Consider the following 26,102-nt stretch of genomic DNA (forward strand, 5'->3'; position numbering starts at 1 on the left):
AACCGAGGCTATGTGATGGAGTCGGGGCTGGTGACCATGACGGGCGAGGGTCAGGCCTTGCTCAATGACCCCAAGGTCCGCGCCGCTTATCTGGGCGAGTGAATCTTGTTCACCGCGTAAGGACCTGATCCACAAGTTGGGGTCAGGTCTTGCCATCAAGGGCAGTCGTTTGCGACTGCCCTTTGTCATTCAGGGATCCGGGTTTTCCCATCCCCCTTGTCTGAGGGGAATTAGGGCTTTGTACGCATATGTGAAATATCACCAGAGTCCTACCCTCCGTGCACGTTCTTCGGTTGTAACTCTCGCGCCAGCGGGGGCTGCTACCGAGGGCTGACCGATACCTCATTTGAGGGGATGACGAGGAACCTATGAAACTAGCTAAGAAATGCTTGTTGGGACTGGCCGGCGTGACGCTGGCCATTGCAGCCCAGGCAGACACATACACCGAAGGTTTTGACGATCTGGCCGCCTCTGGCTGGACTCTGACCAACAACAGCAGCCCTGCCGGTCTGGCTTGGTTTCAGGGCATCCCTGAGTATTTCGCAGCTCAGTCGGGCGGCGCAGGCTCTTATGCTGCCGCCAGCTTCCTGAGCGCTGCCAACGGCGCAGGTAGCATTTCCAACTGGCTGATCAGTCCTGTGCTGACCCTGGGTGGTGCCAACACCGTCAGCTTCTTTGCTCGCACCGAAGCGACCGAAGGCTACTCGGATACCGTCAAGGTCTACTTCAGCGCAGGTACGGATGCCGCCACTGCCAGCTTCACCAATCTGCTGGGCACTGCCACTCTGAGCACAGCTGGCTGGACGCAGTACACCTTTGCGCTGCCTGAGGCCGCGACCGGCCGCGTCGCCTTTGAGTACGCCCTCAGCGACGCTGCCAACGCCAATTTGGCCGCCATCGACAGCGTCAGCGTCAGCGCTGTGCCGGAACCCACCAGCTTCGCCCTGATGGGACTGGGCGTGCTGGGCCTGGCTTTCCTGCGCCGCCGCCAAGACTGAGATCCGGTGCCGCAGCCCTCCTCGCAAAGAGTGAGGCTCGCTGCGCACGATCAGACAAACACATTCGGCTCTCCAAACAAGGATATCGCCATGATTGAAAAGAAGACCCAGCAGGCCTTGCGGCTTGCGAGTGCTGCTGCGCTGTTCGCAGTGGCAGGCCTGGCCCAAGCGGCCGGCCAAACCGTTGCCAAAGACCCGGAAACCGGCGCCCTGCGCGCACCGACCGCGGCCGAAGCCCAGGCTCTGCAAGGCAAAGCGGCCGGCGGCCGTCTGAGCAATGCGGCAAGCCAGCCGCGCGGCTTGCTGACCGGCAAGATCAATCCGGCTCCGGTCTACCACCGGGATGGCACCGTCGAGCAAGAGCTTGACGAAAGCAGCCAGTCCTTCTCGGTTGCCGTGCGCAAGGCCGACGGCACGATCGAAACCGCCTGCGTGACCGGCGCCGAAGCTGCCCAGGCCATCGTCAAGGGCAAGAAGTCCATCAGCAAGACAGCAAAGGTGCACGCACATGAGCACAAATAAATTCTTCGGCGGCAAGCTCGCCTCCGGCGCGCTGCTGATTGCAGCCGGTCTCCTCGGTGCCAGCCTGCAAGCCCAAGCTGCGGCCGTTATCACCATCAACAATTTGAACGCTCCGGGCGAGGGTTTCAACGACACGACCCCAGTCGCTCCGGTCGGCGGCAACACCGGCACCACCCTGGGTGAGCAGCGCCTGATTGCCTTCACGCACGCCGCCAACATCTGGGGCGCGACCCTGACCAGCAACCAGCCCATCGTCATCAACGCCCAGTTCAGCAACCTGACCTGCACGGCCACCTCGGCCACGTTGGGCAGCGCTGGCGCCACCTCGATCTTCCGCAACTTCCCCAACGCACCGAAGGCCAACACCTGGTATTCGTATGCGCTGGCCAACAAGATCGCCGGAGCCTACCAAGGCACGGCCGGTGCGGCCCAGATCAATGCCAACTTCAATGCCAAGTTGGGTCAAACCGGCTGCCTGGACGGCACCTTCTTCTACCTGGGCTTGGACAGCAACAAGGGCAGCAACATCGACTTCGTCGTGACCCTGCTGCATGAGATGGGCCATGGCGTCGGTTTCCAAACCTTCACCAACGGCTCCACCGGTGCGCAAAACGGCGGCTTCCCCGCCATCTGGGATCACTACCTGATGGGTTCGGCCACCGGCAAGCTGTGGAAGGACATGACCAATGCCGAGCGTCAAGCCTCGGCCCTGAGCGGCGACAAGCTGGTCTGGACCGGTCCTCTGACCAACGCTGCTGCACCTGAAGTGCTGCGTCAGGGCGTGCCTGCGCTGAACGTGAGTGGTTCACAAGCCGGTGCCACTGCTGGGGCTCACCCGGTTGGTGAAGCCTCCTTCGGTCCGGCCCTGAGCGCCACGCCGATCACGGGCGCCATCATGCCGGTGGTGACCGCCGCTGGTGCGCTGGATCTGGCCTGCGACCCGCTGACTGGCCTGAACGCCATCGCTGTGCGCAACAACGTGGCCCTGGTCAGCCGCGGTACTTGCGGTTTCACCATCAAGGTGAAGAACCTGCAGAACGCCGGCGCCAAGGCCGTGCTGGTGGCCGACAACGCAGCCGGAACCGTGACCGGTCTGGGCGGCAGCGACCCGTCCATCACCATCCCGGCCGTGCGCATCACGCAAGCCGACGGCGCCGCACTGCTGGCAGCCCTGGGCAAGCGCACCCGCACGACCTCGGCCGTGTACGCCACGTTGGGCCTGGACATGAGCCGCTACGCCGGCACTGACTCCGCAGGCCGGCTGCTGATGTTCGCGCCGAACCCGTATCAAGGCGGTTCCTCGGTGTCCCACTTTGACACGTCGGCCACCCGCAATCTGCTGATGGAGCCGGCCATCAGCGCCGACCTGACCCAGTCGCCCCTGGTGCCTCAGGATCTGACCTTCAAGCTGCTGCAAGACATCGGCTGGTAAGCGCTACGGCAGTCGCGATCACTCGCGATTGCCCCGCTTGCAACGGCGCGCCACCTTCGGGTGTCGCGCCGTTTTTTATTGGGCATTCTGGATGCGGAGTTCGCGCCAAGTGGGCAGGGTTTTGTACCTCGCCTGTAACCCACGCCTGGCTGCAATCTTGTAATATGGTTACCAACTTTCAAGCTGCCGAGTTACACCGGCCGACTGTATGAACAAGACCCTGATCGCCGTCACCGAACGCATCCGCGCGCGCAGCGCTGCCAGCCGCGCCGCTTACCTCGACGGTGTCGACCGACTGGCGGGCCGCAAGCGCGGCATCGAGCGCATGGGTTGCGCCAATGTGGCCCATGCCGTGGCGGCCATGCCGGCCAATGACAAGCTGCGCATCGTGGCCGAGAAGGCGCCGCACTTGGCCATCGTGACGGCCTACAACGATATGTTGTCGGCGCACCAGCCTTACGAGGTCTACCCAAACCTGATCCGCGCCGAAGCCCATGCACAGGGCGCCACGGTGCAGGTGGCCGGTGGCGTGCCCGCCATGTGCGACGGCGTGACCCAAGGCTTGCCCGGCATGGAGCTGAGCTTGTTCTCGCGCGACACCATCGCCATGGCCACGGCCGTTTCCCTGAGCCATGATGTCTTCGATGCTGCCTTGCTGCTGGGCATCTGCGACAAGATCGTGCCCGGCCTCTTGATCGGTGCCCTGCATTTCGGTCATCTGCCCTGCGTCTTCGTGCCCGCCGGGCCCATGAGCAGTGGCCTGCCCAACAACGAAAAAGCCAAGGTGCGTGAGCAGTTCGCGCAAGGTCTGGTCGGCCGCGATGAGTTGCTCAAAGCCGAGTCGGCCGCCTACCACGGTGCCGGCACCTGTACCTTCTACGGCACGGCCAACAGCAACCAGATGCTGCTCGAAGCCATGGGCCTGCATGTGCCCGGCGCTGCCTTCGTCCACCCCCATGAGCCGCTGCGTGAAGCCCTGACTCGCGAGGCCGTGCGCACGGCGCTTTCCATCACCGCCAAGTCCCGCTACACGCCGATCGGCCGCTTGGTGGACGAGCGCTGCATCGTCAATGCCATGGTGGCTTTGCTCGCTACGGGCGGCTCGACCAACCACCTGATCCACTGGGTGGCCGTCGCTCGCTCGGCCGGCATCCTGATCGACTGGAGTGATTTCTCCGAGCTGTCCGCTGTGGTGCCGCTGCTCAGCCGCGTCTACCCCAACGGTGCGGCCGATGTGAATCAGTTCCAAGCGGCCGGCGGCCCGAGCTTCGTGATCCGCGAGCTGCTTGATGCCGGCCTGATGCACGAAGACGTGCTGAGCGTGGCGGGCGACTCGCTGCGCCCCTTCACCCGACAGCCTCATCTGGCTGAGGCCGGCTCTGTGCAATGGCACGACCTGGCAGTCGAGAGCGGTGACGAGAGCGTGGTGCGCCGTGCGGCCGTGCCTTTCAGTGCCAGCGGTGGCCTGAAGCTGCTGCAGGGCAATCTGGGCCGTGCCGTGATCAAGGTCTCGGCCGTGCCGGAAGACCGCCATGTGGTCGAGGCACCGGCGCGCATCTTTGCCGACCAGGATTCCATGTTGGCCGCCTTCAAGGCGGGCGAGCTGGAGCGCGACGTCATCGTCGTCGTGCGCTTCCAGGGTCCGCAAGCCAATGGCATGCCCGAGTTGCACAAGTTGACGCCGCCGCTCGCCGTGCTGCAGGGCCGAGGCTTCAAGGTGGCCTTGGTCACCGATGGCCGCATGAGCGGTGCGTCGGGCAAGGTGCCGGCCGCCATCCATGTCTCGCCCGAAGCCCTGGCCGGTGGTCCCTTGGGCAAGCTGCGCGATGGCGATCTGGTGCGCCTGGACGCCGTCACGGGCGAACTGCTGGCCCTGGTGCCCGATGCCGAATGGGCTGCCCGCGAGCAGGCTGAAATCGAGCCCGCGCAAACCGCACAAAACGGCCAAGGCCTGGGCCGCGAGCTGTTCGCTGGTCTGCGCCGCAATGTGCGCACGGCGGAAGAGGGCGCGGTCAGCTGGCTCTGATCCACGGCGGCACGCCATCCCTCCCTACGTATCGATTCCAAACAAGGTTCTAGCCCATGAGCATCTCCAACACCCTGGCCCTGGCCGCGCACGGCCCCGTCATTCCTGTCATCGTGATCCAGCGGCTGGAAGACGCAGTGCCACTGGCCCAGGCCTTGGTGGCCGGTGGCGTTCGCGTGCTGGAGGTGACGCTGCGCACGCCGGTGGCCTTGCAGGCCATGGAAGCCATGGCCCGGGCCGTGCCCGAAGCCATCGTCGGCGCCGGCACCCTGCGCAGCGCGGCCGACGTGCAGGCGGCCAAGAACGCCGGCTGCCAGTTCGGCGTCAGCCCCGGTTTTACCGAGGCCATTGGCGCGGCTTGCCAGCAGTATGGCCTGCCCCTGCTTCCCGGCGTGTCCACTGCCAGCGAGGTGATGCAAGCCAATGCGGCAGGCTACAGCTTCCTGAAGCTGTTCCCAGCCGTGGCCGTGGGCGGCGTGAACCTGCTCAAGGCTTTGGGCGGCCCCTTTCCTGATGTGGCTTTCTGCCCCACCGGTGGCATCAGCCTGGAAACTGCACCGCAGTTCCTGAGCCTGCCCAATGTGAAAGTCTGCGGTGGTTCTTGGTTGACGCCGCAGGACGCGGTCGACGCCGGCGATTGGGCGCGCATCACGCGCCTGGCGGCTGAGGCTGCCGCATTGCGCGCCTGAGCCTGAGTCTGAGCCTTACGCCGGGCGTTCAAACACCAGGCAGGTCGTGCTGGCATGGGCGTACAAGCGCCCGTCGTGGCCGAGCAATGAAGCCTCGGCGGTGGCCACTTGGCGACCGCTGTGCAGCACCCGGCCCACCGCGCGCACCAGGGGCACCTGCTCGGTCAGGGCGCGCACCATATTCACCTTGAATTCCAAGGTCGTGTAGGCCCGGCCCACCGGCATGGTGGTGTGGACCGCACAGCCCAGGGCCGAGTCCAGCAAGGTGGCATACCAGCCGCCGTGAACCGTGCCCAGCGGGTTGTAGTGGCGCCGCATCGGTTGCCCCTGGAACACCGCTTCGCCGAAGCTGCCGGAGACCAGCATGAAGTCCAGGCTGTCGCAAATCGGCGGGGGCGGCAGTTGACCCTCCAGCATGGCTTGAAGGATTTGCAGGCCGCTCAGGTCTTGCACTTGCTCTGGGCGCGCGATGCCGCTGATCCCGGGGCGAAGGCGGGCGCGCACCGCTGCTTCGTCAGCACGCCATTGCTGCAAAACTGCATCGTGGTCTTGGGAGAGGCTCATGGTGCTTGAATTCACTCGGCGGTCGCGATCTGGCGCAGTGCCTGAACGAAAACCTCGGGCGGCTGGCCGCCCTGGATCAGGTGGCGCTGATTGATGACGATGGCAGGCACGGAATTGATGCCGGCGGCCTGCCATTCGGCCTCTGCCTGGCGCACTTCAACGCTGAACTGATCGCTGGCCAAGAGCTGCGCCGCGGCCTCGCCGTCCAGCCCAACGCTTTCAGCTGCCCGGCGCAGCACTTCATGGCTGCTGGGGTTCTGGCCGTCGCTGAAGTAGGCCGTCAACAGGGCCAGCTTGAGGTCGCGCTGGGTGCTACCGCCCTGCAGCCCGGCCCAGTGCAGGAGGCGATGGGCGTCAAAGGTGTTGTAGATGCGGTCGCGGGCGCCCTTGGTAAAGCTGAAGCCCAGCTCGGCGCCGCGCTGACGGATCGCTTCGCGGGTCTGTTCCAACTGGGCCGGCGCGGCACCATACTTGCGCGCCAAATGGGCGTTGATCTCTTCGCCCTCAGCGGCCATCTGTGGGTTCAGCTCAAAGGGTTGGAAGTGCAGCTCCGCCTCCACATCCGGTAGCCTGAGCAAGGCCTGCTCCAAAGACTTGATGCCAATCGCGCACCAAGGACAGGACACGTCGGAGATGAAGTCGATGCGCAGGGGTTTCGCTGGGGTTTTCGGTAAGGAATTCATGCGAGCCACTGTAGCTCAGGGCTCCAGTTTCGGTGGCCGCAACGGGCTTTGCGGCGGCAAACCGTGCTCCTATGCCTTGATGCGCGAGGGCAGGGTGGCCAGGAGCACCCCCAGGAGGCCCAGGCCGTAAGCCAGCGCCTGCAGGCCGCTCAAAGACTCCCCCATCAGGAGGCCAACCATGCCGGTCGCTACCGGCAGAAACACCATGAACACGCCCGCTTGGCCGGCCGGCACCTTGCGCAAGCCGCTCATCCAAAGCCAGACGGTCACCATGCTGGCTGCGGCTGCGTAGAACAGCAGCAGACCCCAGATCTGCGCACTCGGTGCGGCGAAATCAAACTGAGCGGCTTGCCAGAGGCCCAGCGGCGTGACCAGCACCAGCCCCCAGAGGTTGATCAAGGCGCTGATGCGTTTGGGCGAGACCTGGGCGGTGAGTTTTTTGCCGATCACCACATAGCTGGCCTCGCAAAGCACAGCGCCCAAAAGCAGGGCAATGCCCAGCCAGGAGCTCTGTGCTGCGGCGCCGGGCGCTTGGCGCTCCAGGGCAACCATGGCGATGCCGCTCACTCCCAGCGCGATGCCGGTCCAGACACGTGCGCTTTGTGTTTCTTTGAGCAGCAGCCGGCTGAGCAAGGCCACGGCGGCCGGAATGCCGGCCAGGATCACGCCAGCCACCACGGCCGAGCTGTGCTGCAGGCCGAACAGCAGGCAGATGGAAAACAAGAAGTTGCCTAGAAAGGATTCCAGGAAGAGCAGCCGGCGGTGACGCCCATCGAGCGGAGCTTCACCTGACCCGCGCCTCAGCCAGGGCAGCATCAGCAGGGCCGCCAGCCCGAAGCGCAGCCAGGCCAACAGGAATACCGGGAAGGTCAGCACCAGCAGCTTGGACAGGCCGACGTAACTGCCCACCAGGCTGGTGCTCAGGGCCAGGCATGCGTAAGCAAGCCAGGGCGTGGGTGATTGCACGGCGGGGCCTGGGTTCATGGCGTTGGGTCGAAGAGGGGCGGTCAATCGGGTTTACGTAGGCGCGCGCTCAGAAGGTGGGGGTGAGCATCAAACTTGAGGCGGGCATGAAAAAAGCCCTTGAGCTTAGAACTCAAGGGCTTTCCATGTCTTGGCGGAGAGGGCGGGATTCGAACCCGCGGTGGGGATAAACCCACACACGCTTTCCAGGCGTGCGACTTAAACCGCTCATCCACCTCTCCGAAGCCCGCCATCATAGCGCAGATTTTTACTCTCCCAGGGAAGTTGAGCCGAAATCTGGCGGCGGGATTTAATTTTTGCTGGCGGAACCCTTGAGCAGGGCCATGGCGGTGCCGATCAGGCCGGAGACTTCGCTCATATTGCCGGGCACGATCATGGTGTTGTTCTTCTGGGCCAACTGGGCATAGGCATCGACCGCTTTTTCGGCCACTTTGAGCTGCACGGCCTGATCGCCGCCGGGCAACTGGATGGCGGCGGCGATCTTGCCGATGGCGTCTGCGGTGGCGTCGGCGACGGCGGTGATGGCGGCGGCGGTGCCCGCGGCCTTGTTGATCTCGGCCTGCTTTTCGCCCTCCGAGCGCGCGATGGCGGCTTCCCGTTCACCGGTGGCAATATTGATCTGCTCTTGACGACGCCCTTCCGAGGCGGCGATCAGGGCGCGCTTTTCGCGCTCGGCCGTGATCTGGGCTTGCATGGAGTGCAGGATGGCCGGGGGCGGGGTCAGGTCCTTGATTTCGTAGCGCAGCACCTTGACGCCCCAGTTCAGCGCGGCCTCGTCCAGGGCTTCGACCACCGAGGTGTTGATGACGGCCCGCTCCTCGAAGGTGCGGTCCAACTCCATGCGACCGATCACGCTGCGCAGGGTGGTCTGGGCCAGTTGGGTGATGGCGACGATGTAGTTGCTGGAACCATAGCTGGCGCGCATGGCGTCGGTCACTTGAAAGTACAGGATCCCGTCCACCGTCAGCTGGGTGTTGTCCTTGGTGATGCAGACCTGGCTCGGCACATCGAGCGGAATTTCTTTGAGTGAGTGCTTGTAAGCCAGGCGATCGACAAAAGGCACGAGGAAGTTCAGGCCCGGGGTCAAGGTGCCGTGGTACTTGCCCAGGCGCTCAATGACCCAGGCGTTCTGTTGCGGCACAACCTTGATCGACTGAATGACGAAGATGGCTGCGATGACCAGCAAAAGCAGGGCGATTTCCATGGGTTCCTTGAGGTTTGTAGTGAGGGTTGTTGGCGGTTGCGGGCCTTCGTCCGCTCAGCGATCGAGCTGCAGGCAGCTGCCCTCGATGCCTCGGATGATGTATCTCCCCGCCGTCGGTTGGCCTTGACCGCTGAAGCGCGCCTGCCACTCGGCGCCGCGGTACTTGACCTGGGCCCGGCCTTGCTCGTTCCAGAGGCTGACGTCCACCGACTGGCCGATGTCCAGATGCGCATCAGGATTGGCGTTGACGGGTGGTGGGCTGGGGCTGCGCCGGCGCAGTTGGTGCCAAATCAGGACCGCTGCGCCCCCGACCACGGCGGCGCTGACCATCTGGGTGCTGGCGCCCAGACCCAAATGCGCGGCCAGAGCGCCCGCTGCGCAGCCCAAGGCCAACATCAAAAGGTAAAAGGTGCCGGAGGCGAGCTCCATGGCGACCAGAACGCCGCAAGCAATCCACCAGGTGGTGGTCCAATTCATCTCCATGTCATGGCTCCCTGTTCATCATCAGCTCCGCAGCGCGGCGCGGGTCGGATCCCTTGTAATCAGTGTACGGTGCCCAGAGTGGCCCGCCATCTCGTCGCGCCCAGTGTCAAAGAGCCGGCATCAGATGCCAAAAGCCACCCCTTGCGTCCTGTTTGTGCGACAAAGGCCAGCGTGCCTCGCACAGCGGCTTGGCTTGGCCCTACACTTCGCGCCTTTCGTTTTTCTGTCCCAGGCCCTGGAGGCTTTCACATGCTGCGCTTTCGCTTTCCCATCGTCATCATCGACGAGGACTATCGCTCCGAGAACACCTCGGGTTTGGGCATTCGCGCCCTGGCTGACGCGATCCAGAAAGAGGGCTTTGAAGTCCTGGGCGCCACGAGTTACGGCGACCTGAGCCAGTTCGCTCAGCAGCAAAGCCGCGCCAGCGCTTTCATCCTGTCCATCGACGATGAGGAATTCACGCCCGGCCCCGAGCTGGATCCGGCCGTGCTGAGCCTGCGCAAGTTCATCGAAGAAATCCGCTTCAAGAACGCCGACATCCCCATCTACATCTACGGCGAGACGCGCACTTCGCAGCATCTGCCCAACGACATCCTGCGTGAGTTGCATGGCTTCATTCATATGTTTGAGGACACGCCGGAGTTTGTGGCCCGCCACATCATCCGCGAAGCCAAGAGCTACCTCGACGGCCTGGCGCCGCCCTTCTTCAAGGCGCTGATGGATTACGCGCAAGACGGCTCCTACAGCTGGCACTGCCCCGGCCATTCGGGTGGCGTAGCCTTCCTGAAGAGCCCCGTGGGCCAGATGTTCCATCAGTTCTTTGGCGAGAACATGCTGCGCGCCGACGTCTGCAATGCGGTGGAAGAGCTGGGGCAATTGCTGGATCACACCGGCCCGGTGGCCGCGTCCGAGAAGAATGCCGCGCGCATCTTCAATGCCGACCACTGTTTCTTCGTCACCAACGGCACCTCGACGTCCAACAAGATGGTCTGGCACCACACGGTGGCGCCCGGCGATGTGGTGGTGGTGGACCGCAACTGCCACAAGAGCATCTTGCACAGCATCATCATGACCGGCGCTGTGCCGGTGTTCATGACGCCCACGCGCAACCACTACGGCATCATCGGTCCCATCCCCGAGAGCGAGTTCTCGCCCGAGACCATCAAGAAGAAGATCGCCAAGAATCCCTTGCTCAAGGGTGTGGACCCCGAGACGGTCAAGCCGCGCATCATGACGCTGACCCAGAGCACCTACGACGGCGTGCTCTACAACACCGAGACCATCAAGCAAAAGCTCGATGGCTGGATCGACACCCTGCATTTCGACGAAGCCTGGTTGCCGCATGCGGCCTTCCACAACTTCTATGGCTCCTACCACGCCATGGGCAAGAACCGGGTGCGGCCCAAGACCGCCATGGTCTACGCGACCCAGTCCACCCACAAGCTGCTGGCCGGCCTGAGCCAGGCTTCGCAGGTGTTGGTGCAGGACTCGCAGAACGTCAAGCTGGACAAGCACTTGTTCAACGAGGCGTATTTGATGCACACCTCGACCAGCCCGCAGTACTCCATCATCGCCAGCTGCGATGTGGCGGCGGCCATGATGGAGCCCCCGGGCGGCACGGCCTTGGTGGCTGAGAGTATCTCCGAGGCACTGGATTTCCGCCGCGCCATGCGCAAGGTCGACGAAGAGTACGACCAGGACTGGTGGTTCAAGGTTTGGGGCCCGGACAAGCTGGTCGAAGAAAGCTATGGCAAGCCGGCCGACTGGATGCTGGGCGCCAACGAGGCCTGGCACGGTTTTGGCGAGATCGCCGCTGGCTTCAATATGCTGGACCCGATCAAGTCCACCATCATCACGCCCGGCATGGACATGAGCGGCAAATTTGCCGAGACCGGCATTCCGGCCTCCATCGTCACCAAGTTCTTGGCCGAGCACGGCGTGGTGGTCGAGAAGACAGGGCTCTACTCCTTCTTCATCCTCTTCACCATCGGCATCACCAAGGGCCGCTGGAACACGCTGCTGACCGCGCTGCAGCAGTTCAAGGATGACTATGACCGCAATGCGCCGCTGTGGCGCATCCTGCCGGAGTTCTGTGCTGCCCAGCCGCGCTATGAGCGCATGGGCCTGCGCGACCTGTGTCAGAACATCCACGAGGCCTATGCCAAGGGTGATATCGCCCGCCTGACCACCGAGGTCTATCTGTCCGATCTCGAGCCGGCCATGAAGCCCAGTGATGCGTTTGCGCACATTGCCCACCGCCGCACCGAGCGGGTGGAGATCGACCAGCTGGAAGGTCGGGTCACCACTTCGCTTTTGACGCCCTATCCCCCGGGCATTCCGCTGCTGATCCCGGGTGAACGCTTCAACAAAAAGATCGTCGACTACCTGACCTTCACGCGCGACTTCAATTCCAAGTTCCCGGGCTTTGCCACCGATGTGCATGGCCTGGTGGAAGAGAAGGGCGAGGACGGACGCTCGCGCTACTACGTCGATTGCGTAGCGGCCGGCTGATCAACACGGTCGGACAGAAAAAACGGGACCCGAGGGTCCCGTTTTTGTTGTGGCTTGTGCCGGCCGGTGTGGGCTCAGCCTTCGCTCAAGGCCACGTGGCTGAAGCCGCCGTCCACATAGGTGATCTCGGCGCTGACGCCGCCGGCCAGATCGGACAGCAAAAAGGCGGCGACATTGCCGACGTCTTCAATCGTCACATTGCGGCGAATCGGCGTGCTGGCGGCGAATTGGGTCAGCAGCTTGCCAAAGTCCTTGATGCCAGAGGCGGCCAAAGTCTTGATCGGGCCGGCGGAAATGCCGTTGACGCGCACGCCCTTGGCGCCCAGAGAGTGCGCAAGGTAGCGCACGCTGGCTTCCAGTGAGGCCTTGGCCAGACCCATGGTGTTGTAGTTCGGCACAAAGCGTGCGGCACCCAGATAGGACAAGGTCAGCAGTGCAGCGCCTGGGCGCAGCCGCGGCGCTGCCAGCTTGGCCATGGCTGGGAAGCTGTAGGCAGAAATGTCGTGGGCGATGCGGAAATTCTCCCGGGTCAAACCGTCGAGAAAATCACCGGCAATCGCTTCACGCGGCGCAAAACCGATGGAATGCACGAAACCGTCAAACTCAGGCCAGGCTTCTCCCAAGTTATTGAACAAGCCCTCGATTTGTGCGTCGTCGGAAACATCGCAATCAAACACCAGTTTGGAATCAAACTCGGCAGCAAACTCGGTGATGCGATCCTTGAAACGTTCGCCCTGATAGCTGAAGGCCAGTTCCGCACCCTCCCGATGGCAGGCTTTTGCAATGCCATAAGCGATGGATCGGTTGGACAGCACGCCCGTGATCAGCAATCGCTTGCCTGCGAGAAATCCCATGTGTGGCTCCTAGATTTGAAATCAACACAGGATTTTCGCATGCCGAGCGATGTTCGCAAGCCGCAAGCTTGTGGGCATGGTGCTTGCATAGTACAATCCCGGCTTCGCTGTGGGACACGGCGGACGGTTTGGTAGCAAAGAGCCCGGTAGGAATCGGCGCAGGATGTTGGCAGGCTGGAGGTCAAGGTGCCGATGGCGCTCGGGCCCCATAAGCTGGTCGGGCAGTGCAGCAGGCGGACACTTCAAGAAGTGCGAGTCAGCAAACAGCGCTGTAAGAACGTGGGCGGATTCATCCAGCCCATTTTTTTTGCTCGATCGTTCTTCGTCCATTTGAATTTGCGCCGCCTGAGGGCGCGCCTTGAAAGAAAAGTAGATAGACCACGCATGAATTGGCAAGACGCTGTTGAAAAAACCGTGACCGGTTTGGGTTACGACCTGGTGGACTGCGAGCGCAGTCCGGCGGGCTTGCTGCGCGTGTACATCGACAAGCTGCCGGCCGAGGCCTTGGCCGGGGCGCTGATTAGCGTTGAAGACTGCGAGCGCGTGACGCGGCAGTTGCAGTATTTGCTGGAAGTCGAAGGCTGTGCCTACGAGCGCTTGGAAGTGTCGTCGCCGGGTCTCGATCGCCCGCTGAAGAAGCCGTTGGACTATGCGCGCTTTCTCGGCGAAGAAATCGAGATCACCTTGCGCATGCCTTTTCAAGGGCGAAAAAAGTACAAGGGCGTGCTGACACAGCAGCCCGTGGCCGGCGTGGAGCCGGTGGCACTGCCGCTGGTGCCGGTAGCGGCTGAGGCCGGTGCGGTCGTTGAGCCGAATGCTGTTCTGGCAGCGCTGTCGGCTTTTGCGGATACCCAGGCCTGGCGCCTGGTGTTCAGCGATGGTGAAGCCGATCAGGCATTGGATTTTTCTCTTGAAGAACTGCGCGAGTCCCGTTTGGTGCCCGTGGTGAGCTTCAAGGGTCGTGGTGTGAAGCCCGCGCCGGCCAAGAAGCCGCCGCGTGCCAAGCCCGCACGCAAGGATGACAAGGTTGACGGAGGTCCTGATCAATGAACCGCGAACTGTTGATGCTGGTGGACGCGATTTCGCGTGAGAAGAGCGTTGAGCTCGATGTGGTGTTTGGTGCGGTCGAAGCCGCTCTGGCTTCTGCCACCAAGAAGCTGTGTGGCGGCGAGGCCGATATTCGCGTTTCGGTTGACCGGGATTCCGGTGCGTATGAAACCTTCCGTCGTTGGCACGTGGTGCCGAACGAGGCAGGTTTGCAAAACCCCGATGCGGAAATCCTGTTGTTTGAAGCGCAGGAACAAATCGCTGACATCGAGGTGGAAGATCACATCGAAGAGCCCATCGAATCCGTGCCCATCGGCCGTATCGGTGCACAGGCTGCCAAGCAGGTCATCCTGCAGAAGATCCGCGATGCGGAGCGTGAGCAGCTGCTCAACGACTTCCTGGCTCGCGGCGAACAAATCTTCGTCGGCACCGTCAAGCGCCTGGACAAGGGCGACATCATTGCCGAGTCCGGTCGTATCGAAGGCCGCCTGAAGCGCTCGGAAATGATCCCCAAGGAAAACCTGCGCACCGGCGACCGCGTCCGTGCCGTGATCCTGGGCATCGACCCGACCCAGCGTGGCCCGCAGATCATGCTTTCGCGCTCCAGCCCGGAATTCATGAAGGAGCTGTTCGCCCAGGAAGTGCCCGAGATCGAGCAAGGCCTGCTGGAAGTCAAGAGCTGCGCTCGTGACGCCGGCTCGCGTGCCAAGCTGGCCGTGCTTTCGCATGACAAGCGGGTCGACCCCATCGGCACCTGCGTCGGCGTGCGCGGCTCCCGCGTCAACGGCGTGACCAATGAGTTGGCCGGCGAGCGCGTGGACATCGTGCTGTGGTCGGAAGACCCGGCGCAGTTCGTGATCGGCGCCTTGGCACCGGCCAATGTGCAGTCCATCGTGGTGGACGAAGAACGACATGCCATGGACGTGGTTGTGGATGAGGAAAACCTCGCCATCGCCATCGGCCGTGGCGGCCAGAACGTGCGGCTCGCTTCCGAGCTGACCGGCTGGCGCATCAATATCATGTCGGCCGAAGAATCGGCCGTGAAGCATGAGCAGGAATCGGAATCGGTCCGCAAGCTCTTCATCGAAAAGCTCGATGTCGATGCTGAAGTGGCTGATATTTTGATCGCCGAGGGTTTTACCAGCCTGGAAGAAGTGGCCTACGTGCCTATGCAGGAAATGCTGGAAGTTGAGGCCTTCGACGAGGACACGGTCAATGAATTGCGCACCCGGGCCAAGGATGCCTTGTTGACCATGGAAATCGCCCGCGAAGAAAAGGTCGAGGAAGTTTCCCAAGACCTGCGTGACCTGGAAGGCATGACGCCGGACCTGGTCGCCAAACTCGCGGATGGCGACATCCACACTCGCGATGACCTGGCCGATCTGGCCGTCGACGAGCTCGTTGAATTGGCCGGCATGGAAGAGGGCGCGGCCCGCGCTCTGATCATGAAGGCTCGCGAACATTGGTTCAACACTTGAGGGCCGCGTGCCCATCGAGTCTGCCCCAATCATTCGCCCAGCACCGAACGCATAAGTTAAGGATCCAACAATGGCTGTGACTACCGTCGCCCAGTTCGCCGCAGAGCTTCAAAGGCCTGCGAGCACGCTGCTTGAGCAGCTGCAAGCTGCGGGCGTCAAGACGTCTTCTACCGATGACGCGCTCAATGAAGCCGACAAGGAACGTCTGCTCGATTACCTGCGCACTGCGCACGGTACCGGCGGCGCCGATCGCAAGAAGATCACGCTGACCCGCAAGTCGACCAGCGAAATCAAGCAGGCCGATGCCAGCGGCAAAGCCCGCACCATCCAGGTCGAAGTGCGCAAGAAGCGCACCTTCGTCAAGCGCGACGATGCCAGCGGAGTCGATGACGCCGCCACGGCCGCCGCCGAGGATGCAGAGCTGCATCGCCGCGAGGAAGAAGCTCAGGCTCAGGCTGCCGCATTGCGCCAGCAAGAGGAAGAGCTGGCCGCCCGCGTCAAGGAACGCGAAGAAGCCGAAGCCCGCGCTCGCGAAGCCGAAGAACAGCGTCGCAAGGAAAAGGCCGAGCAGGCTGCAGCCGAGGCGCGTGCCGCCGAGGAAGCTGCTGCCCGTGCTGCTGCTGAGGCACTCGCTGCCAAGGCGGCCGGCAAAGCCAAGCCTCCGCGCCAGACCGCTGAGGCGGCTGCCAAGGAAGCGGCTGCGATCAACCGCGCCTCGGCCGCTGCCCGTGCGCCGGCACCTGCCCCAGTGGCAGCACCAGCTCCCGCACCTGTTGTGGCTCCAGTTGTTGCAGCGCCTGCGCCTGTCGAAGCTGCTGCCCCGGTGGTGGCTGCTCCCGTCGAAGCGCCCAAGCCCGCCCTGCGCGTGGTCAAGGCCGTCGATGTCGGCGCCGAAGAGAAGCAAAAACAAGTCGACCTGGAGCGCCGCCGCAAGGCCGCTGAGGCCGAAGCTGCGGCCATCCGCGCGATGATGAATGCACCCAAGAAGGTGATGGTCGCGAAGAAGGAAGAGCCCAAGCCGGTCGAAGCCAGCAAGGAAGGCATCAAGGGTACCATCCACAAGAAGCCGGGTACACCAGGCGCGCCTGCCGCGCCGGGTTCGGCCGCTGCGGCTGCCGCCAAGCCGGGCGACAAGAAGTCGGTCAAGTCGGAAAAGCTGTCTTCCAGCTGGGCCGACGATGCCAAGAAGCGCGGCGTCAAGCCCAGCGGCCCTGCCGCTCCGGGTGGTGCGCGTCCGTCCACCGCCTGGCGTGCGCCGGGTCGTGGCGGTCCGGCCGGCCGTCGTGGCAATGATCGCAATGCCGACCGTCGCGGTGGTGGCAACTCGAACTTCGTAGCACCTGCCGAACAGGTGGTGCAAGAGGTTCATGTGCCGGAGACCATCTCGGTGGCCGATTTGGCTCACAAGATGTCCATCAAGGCCTCGGAAGTCATCAAGCAATTGATGAAGCTGGGCCAGATGTGCACCATCAACCAGCAGTTAGACCAAGAAACCGCCATGATCTTGGTGGAAGAAATGGGCCACAAGGCGTTTGCCGCCAAGCTGGACGATCCCGATGCCTTCCTGGAAGAAGAGGGCGTGGGCGCCGAGCAGCAGCATGAAGCGCTGTCGCGTGCTCCGGTGGTCACCGTCATGGGTCACGTCGACCACGGCAAGACCTCGCTGCTGGACTATGTTCGCCGTGCCCGAGTGGCTGCTGGTGAAGCCGGCGGCATCACGCAGCACATCGGCGCTTACCACGTGGAAACGCCGCGCGGCATGATCACCTTCCTGGACACCCCGGGTCACGCGGCCTTCACGGCCATGCGTGCCCGTGGCGCCACGGCCACCGACATCGTCATCCTGGTGGTGGCGGCGGACGACGGCGTGATGCCCCAGACCAAGGAAGCGATCCACCATGCCAAGGCGGCGGGCGTGCCCATCGTCGTGGCCATGAACAAGATCGACAAGCAAGGTGCCAACATCGAACGCCTGAAGGGCGAGCTGGTGGCCGAAGGCGTCGTGCCGGAAGATTTCGGCGGCGACACCCCGTTTGTGCCGGTCTCGGCCAAGACGGGCGAGGGCATGGACAGCCTGCTGGAGCAAGTGCTGCTGCAAGCCGAAGTGCTGGAACTCAAGGCGCCGGTGGCCTCCATGGCCAAGGGCCTGGTCATCGAAGCCAAGCTGGACAAGGGCCGCGGCCCTGTGGCCACCATCCTGGTGCAGAGCGGTACGCTCAAGCGCGGCGATGTGGTGCTGGCTGGCTCGACCTATGGCCGTGTGCGCGCCATGCTGGACGAAGACGGCAAGGCTTGTACCGAAGCGGGTCCTTCCATCCCGGTGGAAATTCAGGGCCTGACCGAAGTGCCGCAAGCCGGTGATGAGTTCATGGTGCTTTCGGATGAACGCCGAGCCCGTGAAATCGCCACCTTCCGTTCGGGCAAGTACCGTGATGTGAAGCTGTCGCGTCAGCAAGCCGCCAAGCTGGAGAACATGTTCGAGAACATGGGCGCCGGCGATGTGCAGACCCTGGGCATCATCATCAAGAGCGATGTGCAAGGTTCGCAGGAAGCCCTGGCTTCTTCGCTGCTCAAGCTGTCGACCGCCGAAGTCAAGGTGCAGATCGTGCACGCCGCCGTCGGTGGCATCAGCGAGTCGGACGTCAACTTGGCGATCGCCTCCAAGGCCGTCATCATCGGCTTCAACGTCCGTGCTGACGCCGGCGCACGCAAGCTGGCCGAAGGCAACGCCGTTGACCTGCGCTACTACAACATCATTTACGACGCCGTGGATGAAGTGAAGGCAGCGATGACCGGCATGCTGGCTCCCGAGCAGCGCGAAGAAGTCATCGGTATGGCCGAGATCCGCACCGTGTTCGTGGCGACCAAGATCGGCACCATTGCCGGCTGTATGGTCACTTCGGGTGTGGTCAACCGCTCGGCTCGCTTCCGCCTGCTGCGCGAGAACGTGGTGATCTACACCGGCGAGATCGACACTCTGAAGCGCATGAAGGACGATGTGCGCGAAGTCCGCGAAGGCTTCGAGTGCGGTATCAAGCTGAAGAACTACAGCGACATCGCCGAGGGCGATCAGCTGGAATTCTTCGAGGTCAAGGAAGTGGCGCGAACGCTGTAAAGCGGAGTTGCCCCAACCGGCGCAAACCCCGCCCTCCCGAGAGTGGCGGGGTTTGTGTTTGTGAGGGGCGCCGCCTGCAGTTTCAGCACAGGAGTATTCCGAGATGCGACACAAACGAGTCATTCCCAACCGCAGCTTCCGCGTGGCCGACCAGATCCAGCGCGATTTGGCTGAGTTGATCCGCGAGCTCAAAGATCCGCGCATCGGCATGGCCACGGTCAATGCCGTCGAGGTCACGCCCGACTACGCCCATGCCAAGGTCTTCTTCTCGGTTCTGGTCGGTGACCCGGCCGAGACCGCCGAGGCGCTGAACGAGGCCGCGGGCTTTCTGCGCAACGGCTTGTTCAAGCGTTTGCAGATCCACACCGTGCCCAGCCTGCATTTCCACTACGACCGCAGCATCGAGCGCGCGGCGGAGCTGAGCGCGCTGATTCACAAGGCCAATGCCACGCGCGCGCTCGACGACGAGCCGGCCGCGGCCGAAGAAGAAAACAAGCCGGCAGCTGCCGGCGAGTGAAGCCAAGAAAAGCCACGCCTTTTGTCGTCCACCATGAACACCCGACCCCAGCGCGTCAAGACACCGCGCCGTGCCCTGCACGGCGTGCTGCTGCTTGACAAGCCGCTGGGCCTGTCCAGCAACGACGCGCTGCAGAAAGCCAAATGGCTGCTGCGGGCGGAGAAGGCCGGCCACACCGGCACGCTGGATCCTCTGGCGACCGGTCTGCTGCCGTTGTGCTTCGGCGCCGGCACCAAGTTCAGCCAGGTCAGCCTGGATGCCGACAAGGCCTACACCGCGACATTGAAGCTCGGCGAGATCACCACCACCGGCGACGGTGAGGGCGAAGTACTCGAGCGCCACCCGGTCAAGGTGAATCGCGAGCAGATCGAGGCGGCCTGCGCCCAGCTGCGTGGCGAAATCACCCAGGTGCCGCCCATGTATTCGGCGCTCAAGCATGAAGGCCGGCCGCTGTACGAATACGCCCGCGCCGGCATCACCATCGAGCGCCCCTCGCGCCAAGTCACCATTCACGCGCTCGACATTGAGCACTGGCAGGATGACGAGCTGGTGATCTCAGTGCGTTGCAGCAAGGGTACGTATGTGCGCACCCTGGCCGAAGACCTGGGCCGTTTGCTGGGTTGTGGCGCGCGCCTGAGTGCGCTGCGACGCACGGCTTCGGGCCCGGTGGCGGTCGAACAGGCGATCAGCCTGGACGCCCTGGCCGCGCTGACGGAAAGTGAACGTGAAGCCTTGCTGCGCCCACCCGACTCCTTGTTGGCGGATTGGCCCGAGCTGCGTTTGAGCAGCGAAGAAGCTGCCCGCTTTCTCACCGGTCTGCGGCGCCGTGTTGCCGCCCCCGACGCCCGCCATGTGCGGGTCTACGGGCCCGAAGCGCAAGCCTTTCTAGGCAGCGCCCATATCGAGGCCGGTGAACTGATCGCCGACCGGCTGCTGAGTCCCGCCGAGGTGCAAAGCCTTGTTGGTTCCCAAGCTGCCTGAAGTCCAGAATTTTTTGAAAGTGTCGTATGAGCAAGCAGATTCGTAACATCGCCATCATCGCCCACGTTGACCATGGCAAAACCACCATGGTCGACCAATTGCTGCGCCAAAGCGGCACCTTCGCCGACCACGAAAAAGTCGTCGACACGGTGATGGACAACAACGCCATCGAACGCGAGCGTGGCATCACCATCTTGGCCAAGAACTGCGCCGTGTCCTGGGAAGGCACCCACATCAACATCGTGGACACCCCTGGCCACGCGGACTTCGGCGGTGAAGTCGAGCGTGCGCTGTCCATGGTCGACGGTGTGGTGCTGCTGATCGACGCCCAAGAAGGCCCGATGCCACAGACCCGTTTCGTGACCAAGAAGGCCCTGGCCCTGGGTCTGAAGCCCATCGTCGTGGTCAACAAGGTGGACAAGCCCGGTGCCAAGCCGGATGCCGTCATCAACGCCGCTTTCGACCTGTTCGACAAGCTGGGTGCCACCGACGAGCAACTGGACTTCCCGGTCGTTTACGCTTCCGGCATCAATGGCTGGACTTCGCTGGAAGAAGGCAAGCCCGGTGAGCAGTGGGGCCCGGACATGTCCGCCCTGTTCAACACCGTGCTCAAGCATGTGCCGCCCCAGTCGGGCGACGCCAGTGCGCCGCTGCAGCTGCAAATTTCGGCCCTGGACTTCTCGACCTTCGTGGGTCGCATCGGCGTCGGCCGCATCAGCCAAGGCACCATCAAGCCCGGCATGCAAGTCGCTGTGATGGAAGGCCCGGACGGCAAGTCCGTCAACGGCCGCATCAACCAAGTGCTGACCTTCCAAGGCCTGGACCGCGTGCAAGTGACCGAAGCCGGCCCGGGCAACATCGTGCTGATCAACGGCATTGAGGACATCGGTATCGGCGTGACCGTCACCGACCAAGCCAACCCCAGCCCGCTGCCCATGCTGAAGGTGGACGAGCCGACGCTGACCATGAACTTCTGCGTCAACACCTCGCCGCTGGCCGGTCGTGAAGGCAAGTTCGTGACCAGCCGTCAGATCTGGGACCGCCTGCAAAAAGAACTGCAACACAACGTGGCCCTGCGCGTGAAGGAAACCGACGAAGACGGCATCTTCGAGGTTTGCGGCCGCGGCGAATTGCACCTGACCATCTTGCTGGAAAACATGCGCCGTGAAGGCTACGAGCTGGCCGTGTCCAAGCCGCGCGTGATGTTCCAGGACATCGACGGCGTCAAGTGTGAGCCTATGGAGCAGGTGACGGCCGACGTGGAAGAAGTCCACCAAGGCGGCGTGATGCAGGCTCTGGGTCTGCGCAAGGGCGAAATGCTGAACATGGAGCCGGACGGCAATGGCCGTGTGCGCCTCGAGTACCGCATTCCGGCCCGTGGTCTGATCGGTTTCTCCAACGAGTTCATGAACTTGACTCGCGGTTCGGGACTGATCTCTTCGATCTTCGACGGCTACGAAGCCCACAAGGGCGAAATCGGCGGCCGCAAGAACGGCGTGCTGATCTCCATGGACGAAGGCGAAATCTTCACGTACGCACTGGGCAAGCTGGACGACCGCGGCCGCATGTTCGTGAAGCCGAACGACCCGGTCTATGAAGGCATGATCGTCGGCATCCACAGCCGCGACAACGATCTGGTGGTCAACGCCACCCGCACCAAGCAGCTGACCAACTTCCGCGTCAGCGGCAAGGAAGACGCGATCAAGATCACCCCGCCGATCGACCTGACGCTGGAATACGGTGTCGACTTCATCGACGACGACGAACTGGTCGAGATCACACCCAAGAGCGTGCGTCTGCGCAAGCGCTTCTTGACTGAGAACGAGCGCAAACGAGCATCGCGCTCCTAAGGAGCGCGATGCTCGCTGCGCGAGTCGCAGTGAGCTCCCTCCAGCCTCCCTCCAAGAGGGAGGCTCTGGTCAGATGGACACCCGCGGCCCCCTTGGGGCCGCTCTCAATTCTTGAACATGACACATCGCAAGGCCGTGTTTCTGATGGTGCTGGTCACCCTGCTGTGGAGCACGGCGGGGGTGGTCACGCGGCATCTGGAAGCGGCTCGCGGCTTTGAGTTGACCTTCTGGCGCAGTGCCTTCAATGCCCTGGCCTTGTTGCTGGGCTTGAGCTGGCTGCGCGGTGCGGCTTTGGTCTCGCAGCTGCGGCGGGCACCGCGTCTGGTCTGGGCCTCCGGTTTGTGCTGGGCGGTCATGTTCACCGCCTTCATGCTGGCCCTGAGTTTGACCACGGTGGCCAATGTGTTGGTGACCATGGCCCTCAGCCCCTTGCTGACGGCTTTGCTGGCACGCGTATTCCTGCACCACCGCCTGCCCCTGCGCACCTGGTCCGCCATCATCGTGGCCAGCTGCGGAATCGCTTGGATGTTCGGCCATGAGATGGGGCAGGGCGGGGCGCCTGGCGCCGGTCGCGCCTGGCTTGGCATTGCCATCGCCCTCGGCGTACCTTTGGCTTCGGCCATCAACTGGTCTTTGATGCAGCATGTGGGCCGACAGCGGGCCGCGGCCGACATCGACTCAGGTTCAGGTTCGGTACCCGACGGCGCCGACATGCCTTTGGCCGTACTGATCGGTGCAGCCATTTCGGCCCTGGCCATGCTCCCCTTGGCTTGGCCTCTGCAGGCTTCGTGGCACGATGTCGGACTGCTGGCCAGTCTGGGCGCGTTTCAGCTGGCCCTGCCTTGTCTGCTGGTGGTGCATCTGAGCCGCGTTCTGTCCGGTCCCGAGCTTGCCCTCTTGGCCCAGCTGGAGGTGATCTTTGGCGTGCTCTGGGCCTGGCTGTGGGCCGGTGAACAGCCCTCGTCTGCTGCCATGATCGGGGGGGGCCTGGTGCTGGCCGCACTGATAGGCAATGAACTTCTGGCCTGGCGCGAGCAAGCCGCGCGAGGCCCAGCAAGCCCCACGAATCGATTGACATCTTCCTCCAGGAGACAGGCATGAAGCCGCCCTTGCTACCCGAGTTGCAATCCGCTGGCCAGGTGCTGGCCGAAGTCAATGGCTGTCTGGGACTGATCACGCTCAATCGTGCGCAGGCGCTCAATGCCCTGTCGCTGGCCATGATTCGCGATCTGACCCTCTTGCTCCAGACCTGGGCTGCAGCGCCCGAGATCGAGGCCGTGGTCATCCTTGGCGCCGGACGCGAGGGCAAGCCTGCCGCCTTTTGCGCCGGCGGCGACATCCGCTTCTTCCATCAGGCCGCGCTGGCCGCTGATTCGGCATTGGCTGATTTCTTCACCGAGGAATACGCGCTCAACCATCTGATCCATCACTACGCCAAGCCCTATATCGCCTTGATGGATGGCGTGGTCATGGGCGGCGGCATGGGCTTGAGCCAGGGCGCCAAGCTGCGCGTGCTCAACGAGCATTCGCGCCTGGCCATGCCGGAAACCAATATCGGACTTTTCCCCGATGTCGGTGGCGGTTACTTCCTCGGCCAATGCCCGGGCGCGGTCGGCGAATGGCTGGCCTTGACCGGGCAGGCGCTTGGCGCCGGGGACGCCATCGAATTGGGCCTGGGTGATGTGTTCGTGCAAAGTGCAGCCTTCCCCGCCTTGATCGAAGCCTTCCGCCACGGCGAGCAGAGCAGCGCCGAGCATGTGGTGGCGACCGTCATGGACAAGGTGGACCTGGCCCCGGCGGCCGATCATTTGAAGCTGCGCGCCCGTATCGACCGGCATTTCTCGCTCCCCGATGTGCCTGCCATCCTGGCCTCGCTGGAAGCGGAGCGCGATGACGAATGGGCTGCGCACACCGCGGCCAGCTTGCGCAAGCGCTCGCCGCTGATGCTGGCCGTCACGCTGGAACAGCTGCGTCGCGCGCGCTGCATGGGTTTGGGTGCGGAGCTTCGCATGGAGCGCGATATGGTGCACCACTGCTTTCACCTGGGCCCGGCGGCCGAGAGCGAAACCGTGGAAGGCATCCGCGCCCTGGCCGTGGACAAGGACCATGCGCCGCGCTGGCGTCATGCGCGCAGCGAACAGGTCACGGCGACCGAAGTGCAAGCGTTTTTTGCCCCGGTCTGGACGCCTGATCAGCACCCGCTGGCCGGGCTGAGCTGAGGCGCGAGGCGCAGCCTATCCGTGCCAGCAGCAAGGCCATAATCGAAATGGCAAGGTCCTACCGGACCTTGCCGTTTTTCATTGGCCCCTGCGCTGGCTCGCCATCCGAGCCAGCCACAACCGAAGAGCCTGCAGATGCCCACCGACATCGAGATCGCCCAAGCCGCCACCTTGCAGAAAATCCTGCCTCTGGCCCAGCGCACGCTGGATCTGCCCGAAGAGGCGCTCAGCCCTTACGGCCATTACAAGGCCAAGCTGGGCCTCGAATATCTGCCTGCTCTTGCCGGCCGCAAGAACGGCCACCTGATTCTGGTAACGGCGATTTCGCCCACACCCCCGGGCGAGGGCAAGACGACCACTACGGTGGGTCTCGGTGATGGCCTCAATCACATCGGCAAAAAGTCCATGATCTGCCTGCGCGAACCCTCGCTGGGCCCATGCTTTGGCATGAAGGGTGGAGCAGCCGGTGGCGGCCAGGCGCAGATCGTGCCGATGGAGGACATCAACCTCCACTTCACCGGCGATTTCCACGCCATCGCCCTGGCCAACAACCTGCTGGCCGCCTTGATCGACAACCACATCCACCATGGCAATGCGCTTGGCATCGATGTGCGCCGCATCAGCTGGCGCCGCGTGGTCGACATGAACGACCGCGCCTTGCGGGACATCACCGTGGCCCTGGGCGGCCCGGGCAATGGCTATCCGCGCCAGGATGGCTTTGACATCGTGGTCGCTTCCGAGGTCATGGCCATCTTGTGCCTGGCCACATCGCTGGAGGATCTGAAACGCCGCCTGGGCAATATCGTCATCGGCAGCACGGCCGACAAGCGCCCGGTCACCGCCCGTGAACTCAAGGCTGATGGCGCGATGGCCGCGCTGCTCAGGGACGCGCTGGCGCCGAATCTGGTGCAGACCCTCGAAGGCAATCTGGCCTTTGTGCACGGCGGCCCTTTTGCCAACATCGCCCACGGTTGCAATTCGGTGATTGCCACCCAGACGGCGCTGAAGCTGGCCGACTATGTGGTGACCGAGGCCGGCTTCGGTGCCGACCTCGGCGCCGAGAAGTTCATGGACATCAAGTGCCGCAAGGCCGGCCTGCAGCCCAGCTGCGCCGTCATCGTGGCCACCGTGCGGGCGCTCAAATACCACGGTGGCGCCGATGCGAAAAAGCCGGGCAGCGACACCCTGCAGGCGCTTGAGATTGGCCTGGCCAATCTCGGCCGTCACATCGAAAACGTGCAGCAGCATTACGGCTTGCCGGCCATCGTCTCCATCAACCGCTTCGATGCCGACACGGCCGAAGAGATTGCTCGAATCCAGGCCTATTGCCAGGCCCGAGGCGTGCGCTGCGTGCTGGCCACGCATTGGGCCGAGGGCGGTGCCGGTGCGGCCGAGCTGGCCCGCGCCGTCGTGGCCCAATGCGAGCAGGGTGGGGCGCGTGCCGCCAGCATCTACGAGGATGCCTTGCCGCTGGCCGACAAGATCCGCGCCATCGCCAGCAAGGTCTACCGTGCTGGCGAGGTGGTGTTCGAACCCAAGGCCGCCGCCCAGCTGCAGGAATGGCAGAACGCCGGTTGGGGGCAGCTGCCGGTCTGCATCGCCAAGACCCAGTACTCCTTCAGTAGCGATGCCAGCTTGCGCGGCGCGCCTGAGGGCCATGTGCTGCGCGTGCGCGAAGTGCGCTTGGCAGCAGGTGCCGAGTTCGTGGTGGCCATCTGCGGCGACATCATGACCATGCCGGGTCTGCCCAAAGTTCCCTCGGCCGAGCGGATCGATGTCGACGCGCAGGGGCGCATCAGCGGTCTGTTCTGAGCCCTTCGGGCCGCCGACGCTTGAACCTGTAAGGCCTTACAGACTCGGCCCAGTTTGAGGGTTTCTCCGTGCGCGCTGGCCCAGCCGGCTGCGCACACTGGCCATCCACGGCCCATGGATGGCCAGTTCGCCA

The 26,102-nt window shown here is 63.5% G+C and carries 21 protein-coding genes, 1 tRNA gene and 1 pseudogene; 16 read left to right on the forward strand and 7 right to left on the reverse strand.

Annotated elements, in window-relative coordinates:
* The 6 genes and pseudogenes from LNV28_RS23690 to eda form a co-directional block, all read left to right on the forward strand.
* Nucleotides 1–102 (forward strand): annotated as a pseudogene (locus LNV28_RS23690) (ABC transporter ATP-binding protein); the annotation flags it as partial.
* 266 nt (nt 103–368) lie between these two features.
* The gene (locus tag LNV28_RS23695) at nt 369–998 is read left to right on the forward strand and encodes a choice-of-anchor J family PEP-CTERM protein (RefSeq protein ID WP_263520637.1); all 630 of its coding nucleotides are present in this window, start codon (nt 369–371) and stop codon (nt 996–998) included.
* A 90-nt stretch (nt 999–1,088) separates the two neighbouring features.
* Nucleotides 1,089–1,520 (forward strand): post-PEP-CTERM-1 domain-containing protein, encoded by a 432-nt coding sequence (locus LNV28_RS23700; protein ID WP_263520638.1) that lies wholly within the window; start codon nt 1,089–1,091, stop codon nt 1,518–1,520.
* A complete protein-coding gene (locus tag LNV28_RS23705; protein ID WP_263520639.1) occupies nt 1,507–2,952 on the forward strand; it encodes a PA domain-containing protein in 1,446 nt (481 codons plus the stop codon). Before LNV28_RS23700 ends, LNV28_RS23705 begins: the two co-directional genes overlap by 14 nt.
* 208 nt (nt 2,953–3,160) lie before the next feature.
* The gene (edd, locus tag LNV28_RS23710) at nt 3,161–4,978 is read left to right on the forward strand and encodes a phosphogluconate dehydratase (RefSeq protein WP_263520640.1); all 1,818 of its coding nucleotides are present in this window, start codon (nt 3,161–3,163) and stop codon (nt 4,976–4,978) included.
* Between the two features lie 56 nt (nt 4,979–5,034).
* The gene (eda, locus tag LNV28_RS23715) at nt 5,035–5,667 is read left to right on the forward strand and encodes a bifunctional 4-hydroxy-2-oxoglutarate aldolase/2-dehydro-3-deoxy-phosphogluconate aldolase (protein ID WP_263520641.1); all 633 of its coding nucleotides are present in this window, start codon (nt 5,035–5,037) and stop codon (nt 5,665–5,667) included.
* Between the two features lie 15 nt (nt 5,668–5,682).
* Here the strand turns inward: eda and LNV28_RS23720 are convergent, their stop codons facing one another.
* The 6 genes from LNV28_RS23720 to LNV28_RS23745 all read right to left on the reverse strand — a co-directional run bounded on the left by LNV28_RS23720 (nt 5,683) and on the right by LNV28_RS23745 (nt 9,585).
* Nucleotides 5,683–6,231, reverse strand: coding sequence for a PaaI family thioesterase (locus tag LNV28_RS23720; RefSeq protein WP_263520642.1), 549 nt, complete (start codon nt 6,229–6,231; stop codon nt 5,683–5,685).
* Between the two features lie 11 nt (nt 6,232–6,242).
* Nucleotides 6,243–6,914: a DsbA family oxidoreductase gene (locus LNV28_RS23725; RefSeq protein WP_263520643.1), complete on the reverse strand. Its 672-nt coding sequence runs from the start codon at nt 6,912–6,914 to the stop codon at nt 6,243–6,245.
* A gap of 69 nt (nt 6,915–6,983) precedes the next feature.
* Nucleotides 6,984–7,898 (reverse strand): DMT family transporter, encoded by a 915-nt coding sequence (locus LNV28_RS23730; protein WP_263520644.1) that lies wholly within the window; start codon nt 7,896–7,898, stop codon nt 6,984–6,986.
* 131 nt (nt 7,899–8,029) lie between these two features.
* Nucleotides 8,030–8,119: transfer RNA gene (locus LNV28_RS23735), tRNA-Ser, on the reverse strand.
* A 68-nt stretch (nt 8,120–8,187) separates the two neighbouring features.
* Nucleotides 8,188–9,102, reverse strand: coding sequence for an SPFH domain-containing protein (locus tag LNV28_RS23740; protein ID WP_263520645.1), 915 nt, complete (start codon nt 9,100–9,102; stop codon nt 8,188–8,190).
* A gap of 54 nt (nt 9,103–9,156) precedes the next feature.
* Entirely contained in the window at nt 9,157–9,585 is a 429-nt protein-coding gene (locus tag LNV28_RS23745; RefSeq protein WP_263520646.1) for an NfeD family protein, read from the reverse strand.
* Between the two features lie 249 nt (nt 9,586–9,834).
* On the opposite strand from LNV28_RS23745, the gene LNV28_RS23750 reads away from it, so the two are divergent.
* The gene (locus LNV28_RS23750) at nt 9,835–12,096 is read left to right on the forward strand and encodes an arginine/lysine/ornithine decarboxylase (RefSeq protein ID WP_263520647.1); all 2,262 of its coding nucleotides are present in this window, start codon (nt 9,835–9,837) and stop codon (nt 12,094–12,096) included.
* Between the two features lie 74 nt (nt 12,097–12,170).
* On the opposite strand, the gene fabI is transcribed toward LNV28_RS23750, so the two are convergent.
* On the reverse strand, nt 12,171–12,950 hold the full coding sequence (fabI, locus tag LNV28_RS23755; protein ID WP_263520648.1) for an enoyl-ACP reductase FabI: 780 nt from the start codon (nt 12,948–12,950) through the stop codon (nt 12,171–12,173).
* A gap of 192 nt (nt 12,951–13,142) precedes the next feature.
* On the opposite strand from fabI, the gene rimP reads away from it, so the two are divergent.
* The 9 genes from rimP to LNV28_RS23800 all read left to right on the forward strand — a co-directional run bounded on the left by rimP (nt 13,143) and on the right by LNV28_RS23800 (nt 25,969).
* Complete coding sequence (gene rimP, locus LNV28_RS23760) at nt 13,143–14,000, forward strand: ribosome maturation factor RimP (protein WP_505190965.1); 858 nt, start codon at nt 13,143–13,145, stop codon at nt 13,998–14,000.
* Entirely contained in the window at nt 13,997–15,475 is a 1,479-nt protein-coding gene (nusA, locus tag LNV28_RS23765; protein ID WP_263520649.1) for a transcription termination factor NusA, read from the forward strand. The genes rimP and nusA overlap by 4 nt, the downstream gene beginning before the upstream one ends.
* A 70-nt stretch (nt 15,476–15,545) precedes the next feature.
* On the forward strand, nt 15,546–18,590 hold the full coding sequence (infB, locus tag LNV28_RS23770; protein ID WP_263520650.1) for a translation initiation factor IF-2: 3,045 nt from the start codon (nt 15,546–15,548) through the stop codon (nt 18,588–18,590).
* Between the two features lie 103 nt (nt 18,591–18,693).
* Nucleotides 18,694–19,107: a 30S ribosome-binding factor RbfA gene (gene rbfA, locus LNV28_RS23775; RefSeq protein WP_263520651.1), complete on the forward strand. Its 414-nt coding sequence runs from the start codon at nt 18,694–18,696 to the stop codon at nt 19,105–19,107.
* Between the two features lie 33 nt (nt 19,108–19,140).
* Entirely contained in the window at nt 19,141–20,088 is a 948-nt protein-coding gene (gene truB, locus LNV28_RS23780) for a tRNA pseudouridine(55) synthase TruB (protein ID WP_263520652.1), read from the forward strand.
* A gap of 26 nt (nt 20,089–20,114) precedes the next feature.
* The gene (gene typA / locus LNV28_RS23785; protein WP_263520654.1) at nt 20,115–21,938 is read left to right on the forward strand and encodes a translational GTPase TypA; all 1,824 of its coding nucleotides are present in this window, start codon (nt 20,115–20,117) and stop codon (nt 21,936–21,938) included.
* Between the two features lie 117 nt (nt 21,939–22,055).
* A complete protein-coding gene (locus LNV28_RS23790; protein ID WP_263520656.1) occupies nt 22,056–23,039 on the forward strand; it encodes a DMT family transporter in 984 nt (327 codons plus the stop codon).
* Nucleotides 23,036–24,157, forward strand: coding sequence for an enoyl-CoA hydratase/isomerase family protein (locus tag LNV28_RS23795; RefSeq protein WP_263520658.1), 1,122 nt, complete (start codon nt 23,036–23,038; stop codon nt 24,155–24,157). The genes LNV28_RS23790 and LNV28_RS23795 overlap by 4 nt, the downstream gene beginning before the upstream one ends.
* 135 nt (nt 24,158–24,292) lie before the next feature.
* Nucleotides 24,293–25,969 (forward strand): formate--tetrahydrofolate ligase, encoded by a 1,677-nt coding sequence (locus LNV28_RS23800; protein ID WP_263520660.1) that lies wholly within the window; start codon nt 24,293–24,295, stop codon nt 25,967–25,969.
* The last annotated feature ends 133 nt before the right edge of the window (nt 25,970–26,102 follow it).

Origin of the sequence: Paucibacter sp. DJ2R-2, assembly GCF_025717675.1 — a bacterium.
Taxonomy (GTDB): domain Bacteria; phylum Pseudomonadota; class Gammaproteobacteria; order Burkholderiales; family Burkholderiaceae_C; genus Paucibacter_A.

Excerpts from the sequence above, each read along its gene's own strand:
- LNV28_RS23720 (WP_263520642.1), bottom strand. The coding sequence starts at position 6,231 with ATGAGCCTCTCCCAAGACCACGATGCAGTTTTGCAGCAATGGCGTGCT.
- rbfA (WP_263520651.1), top strand. The coding sequence starts at position 18,694 with ATGCGACACAAACGAGTCATTCCCAACCGCAGCTTCCGCGTGGCCGAC.
- LNV28_RS23795 (WP_263520658.1), top strand. The coding sequence starts at position 23,036 with ATGAAGCCGCCCTTGCTACCCGAGTTGCAATCCGCTGGCCAGGTGCTG.
- LNV28_RS23745 (WP_263520646.1), bottom strand. The coding sequence starts at position 9,585 with ATGGAGATGAATTGGACCACCACCTGGTGGATTGCTTGCGGCGTTCTG.
- LNV28_RS23790 (WP_263520656.1), top strand. The coding sequence starts at position 22,056 with ATGACACATCGCAAGGCCGTGTTTCTGATGGTGCTGGTCACCCTGCTG.
- LNV28_RS23800 (WP_263520660.1), top strand. The coding sequence starts at position 24,293 with ATGCCCACCGACATCGAGATCGCCCAAGCCGCCACCTTGCAGAAAATC.
- truB (WP_263520652.1), top strand. The coding sequence starts at position 19,141 with ATGAACACCCGACCCCAGCGCGTCAAGACACCGCGCCGTGCCCTGCAC.
- LNV28_RS23730 (WP_263520644.1), bottom strand. The coding sequence starts at position 7,898 with ATGAACCCAGGCCCCGCCGTGCAATCACCCACGCCCTGGCTTGCTTAC.
- LNV28_RS23750 (WP_263520647.1), top strand. The coding sequence starts at position 9,835 with ATGCTGCGCTTTCGCTTTCCCATCGTCATCATCGACGAGGACTATCGC.
- typA (WP_263520654.1), top strand. The coding sequence starts at position 20,115 with ATGAGCAAGCAGATTCGTAACATCGCCATCATCGCCCACGTTGACCAT.
- fabI (WP_263520648.1), bottom strand. The coding sequence starts at position 12,950 with ATGGGATTTCTCGCAGGCAAGCGATTGCTGATCACGGGCGTGCTGTCC.
- eda (WP_263520641.1), top strand. The coding sequence starts at position 5,035 with ATGAGCATCTCCAACACCCTGGCCCTGGCCGCGCACGGCCCCGTCATT.
- nusA (WP_263520649.1), top strand. The coding sequence starts at position 13,997 with ATGAACCGCGAACTGTTGATGCTGGTGGACGCGATTTCGCGTGAGAAG.
- LNV28_RS23740 (WP_263520645.1), bottom strand. The coding sequence starts at position 9,102 with ATGGAAATCGCCCTGCTTTTGCTGGTCATCGCAGCCATCTTCGTCATT.
- LNV28_RS23705 (WP_263520639.1), top strand. The coding sequence starts at position 1,507 with ATGAGCACAAATAAATTCTTCGGCGGCAAGCTCGCCTCCGGCGCGCTG.
- LNV28_RS23700 (WP_263520638.1), top strand. The coding sequence starts at position 1,089 with ATGATTGAAAAGAAGACCCAGCAGGCCTTGCGGCTTGCGAGTGCTGCT.
- infB (WP_263520650.1), top strand. The coding sequence starts at position 15,546 with ATGGCTGTGACTACCGTCGCCCAGTTCGCCGCAGAGCTTCAAAGGCCT.
- LNV28_RS23695 (WP_263520637.1), top strand. The coding sequence starts at position 369 with ATGAAACTAGCTAAGAAATGCTTGTTGGGACTGGCCGGCGTGACGCTG.
- rimP (WP_505190965.1), top strand. The coding sequence starts at position 13,143 with ATGGCGCTCGGGCCCCATAAGCTGGTCGGGCAGTGCAGCAGGCGGACA.
- edd (WP_263520640.1), top strand. The coding sequence starts at position 3,161 with ATGAACAAGACCCTGATCGCCGTCACCGAACGCATCCGCGCGCGCAGC.
- LNV28_RS23725 (WP_263520643.1), bottom strand. The coding sequence starts at position 6,914 with ATGAATTCCTTACCGAAAACCCCAGCGAAACCCCTGCGCATCGACTTC.